This window comes from Calothrix sp. CBUCES-K 9914, assembly GCF_059640475.1.
On record NZ_JBXXZH010000479.1, the window covers coordinates 1 to 3,045 of the forward strand.

General features: G+C 40.2%; 3 protein-coding genes. 2 read left to right on the forward strand and 1 reads right to left on the reverse strand.

All coding sequences use genetic code 11. From position 1 onward, the window contains the following. Positions 1-14 precede the first annotated feature (14 nt). Positions 15-170: an ATP-binding protein gene (locus AC2JBO_RS44165; protein ID WP_496959953.1), complete on the forward strand. Its 156-nt coding sequence runs from the start codon at positions 15-17 to the stop codon at positions 168-170. 138 nt (positions 171-308) lie between these two features. Here the strand turns inward: AC2JBO_RS44165 and AC2JBO_RS44170 are convergent, their stop codons facing one another. After that, complete coding sequence (locus AC2JBO_RS44170) at positions 309-2,024, reverse strand: pentapeptide repeat-containing protein (protein ID WP_496959951.1); 1,716 nt, start codon at positions 2,022-2,024, stop codon at positions 309-311. Positions 2,025-2,514: 490 nt separating this feature from the next. Between AC2JBO_RS44170 and AC2JBO_RS44175 the strand changes: the two genes are divergently transcribed. Continuing rightward, positions 2,515-3,045, forward strand: a 531-nt coding sequence (locus AC2JBO_RS44175) for a DUF5118 domain-containing protein (RefSeq protein WP_496959952.1), incomplete at its 3' end; no start/stop codon positions are given.

Sequence of the window (3,045 nt, forward strand, 5' to 3'; positions counted from 1 at the left end):
CGCTCATATATTAGCTGGAATTAACCTTTGAACGATTACATTCAGAATCAGAGTTTGAGGGAACTGGTATTGGTTTAGCTACAGTACAGCGAATCATCAATCGTCACAAAGGCAAAATCTGGGCTGAAGCCACCGTTGACAAAGGAGCAACATTCTATTTTACTATTTGAGGCAAAATCTCTGTACAGACGCGATTAATCCCTGCGGGACACCACGTGAACGCGTCTCTATGTGTCTCTGTGGTAAAAATAATTATTTATTACCACAGAGACACAGAGAAAAAGAGAGTATGTTTCTTATTCAGAAATTTATAGTCCCAATTTATGTTTTAATACTGCTGATATATTCAATGCTGTTTCTAAACCGCGCGCGTTTTCCCAAGCTTGATTATCATTCCAGGTAACAGCTTCTAAGTTAGCCAAGCTAAAGTCGGTGCCTTCTAAAATAGCGTAGCTTAGGTTTGTATAACTCAAATCCGTACCGTTAAATATGGCGCCCGTTAGATTACTGCTGCAAAGGTTGGCATTATTAAGATTTGCATAGCTAAGGTCTGTACCACATAAAATTGCTTCACTCAAGTCAGCATTATGTAAGTCAGCTTCACTAAGATTAACTCCACTTAAATCAGCTTCACTAAGAATAACGTGACCAAGGTCTACACCATTCAAGTCGGCACCAAGTAGAGTACAAGAATGAAGGTTCGCATTCAAAAGTTTAGCACCAGTCAGTTTGGCATAGCTTAAATCCGCAGCGTGCAATGTCGCATATTGAAGGTTAGCACTAAAAAGTATCGAGTCGCTTAGATTAGTTCCTGTCAGATTAGCACTAATCATATTGACTCCGCTCACATCCGCACGACACAGGTCTGCTTGACTTAAGTTCGCACTCTCTAAATTGGCGCCACTTAAATTAGCACCGAAACAAATCGCGTTTTTGAGATTTGCATTCACAATCACAGCATCTCGAAGATTGGCACCCGTCAAGTTGGCACCTGTTAAATTAGCTGCACTTAAATCACTGCTACTCAGGTCAGCATAACTCAAATCAGCACCCGCTAAATTGGCACCTGTTAAATTGGCACCGCTAAAATTCGCGCTACTTAAGTCAGCACGTCTTAACGTTGCTCCTTCCAAATTGGCGCCACTTAGGTTTGCATCTCCTAAATTGGCAGTACTTAAATTTGCACTACTTAAATTGGCACCTGTAAAGTTTGCGTTGCCTAAGTATGTACCCGTAAGATTTGCACCCGAAAAATTTGCACTACTTAAATTGGCATCCCCAAGATAGGCGCCGCTAAAGTTGCCACCTGCCAGGAATTCACCAACTACACAGGCAAAATTACCAACCTCTATCGAATCACTATAGTTGATAACACGGAGTAATTGAGATGTAAAAAAGTTCTCAGTGTCCGGTTGCCCTGATGGATGAAATATTATTTTTTGCTTAAGTTCTTCGGATTGCTGTGCGTAACGGTGTAATTCCAAAAGCAAAATCAATACATTTAACCCGGTATAAATATCTACCTGGCGCAGTCCAAGCTTTATATTTGTAGCTCGCATCTCTAGCATTTTTTTCTGCGGCAAATTATCTTCGGGCAATGCATCAATAAATTGCCCTTGGCACCAGCGTTGGTAAAAATTACTTAAACGCTCAAAAAGCGGAATTGGACAAAACTTATTGCTCTTGCTAAGTTGCGAGATAACTCCTTCTATAATTTCCGATTTTAACCCGCGCTCACCAAGCAAATTGTAAAGTTGTGTATAGCAGGCTGTATCGTCGATAAGCCAAGCGTTTGGCTCAGAACGCTGTCCCCATTCTATCAATCTAGAATACAGTTCTTCATTCATCAACAATTGCTGTAAATTTTTAGAACTAGATTCGTGCTTTTTTCCTCGTCTATTTACATTTTTTATTGAAGTCAATCCAGGTTTGCTATCAAAACAACCGTTCTCCGACTGTTTATGCACCCAGGAACCCCTTACGTAAGTTCCGAATCGCTTCCAGACTTGAGATAAATCTGACATAGTTATATCCGAGTCATACTATATTATGAACGCCCGTAAAGGGGTTTATTACCTTATTCCAACTACTAGCTAGCTACTATCAAGCTCCTATTTAGCGTTTTATTTCATACACTAAATCTTTTTGGTACGCTATAACAATTAAGTTCCCTCCTGACTGACTCGTTGATTATCTTCGGTCAAAATAAAATATAGCAGCGAAAAAGTATTTCACTTTTTGGCAAAGATAAAGTTTGTGATTAAGTTGTTTATACTATTTCACTAGCTTGTTTACTAGTCAAATAAAAAATTATTACGTACTGTTTGCTACAGACGCAACTGTTAGCAAAAATACTACAGTAAAACAGTACCAAAAACTTCCGACCGAATATTTGCTAGCTCTAAGCAAACGGTTGAAAGTATTCGTTTGTTGGCGCCACACCTGAATTGAAAGAGGGTGTAAGTAGCACAGCACAAAAGATAACACTGTTAAATACAGAGTGGGGTGGATTGTATGAAGCGCTTAACTTCTTATATTGTTTTGTTACACGGGTTGCTTATGGGTATTACTGCCACAAGCTTGATGACGTTGGCTGTCAAAGCTGTCGCACAAACTGTTGTTGTTGAGAATGGAACACGTGTTCGTCCAACTACGACGGACAAGTTGACCAAGCGAGAACAGCTGGCACCTGGTACTGTATGGGTATTAAATCAAAAGCAGGTTCAACCGCAAAAGTTTACATGGGTAGTTGATGATGTAAAAAAAGCTAACCAGCAACCACAGCTACAACTTGCGAAGGCGCCGTCCAGTCCGGGCAAAAAGCCTAGTAATACACCAGCAAAACCAGCAAAACGCGATGAGTTGGAACCGTTTGATGATGTTACCAAAGATACAGAGCGTTCGGAAGGACTGTTTACTTTATATCGAAACAAAGAGAAGAATAAAATCTATCTAGAGATAAAACCAGAACAGTTAAACAAGAATTTTATGGCAACCGCTACGCTGGAGTCCGGTATCGGGGAAGGTGGAATTTACAGCGGAATG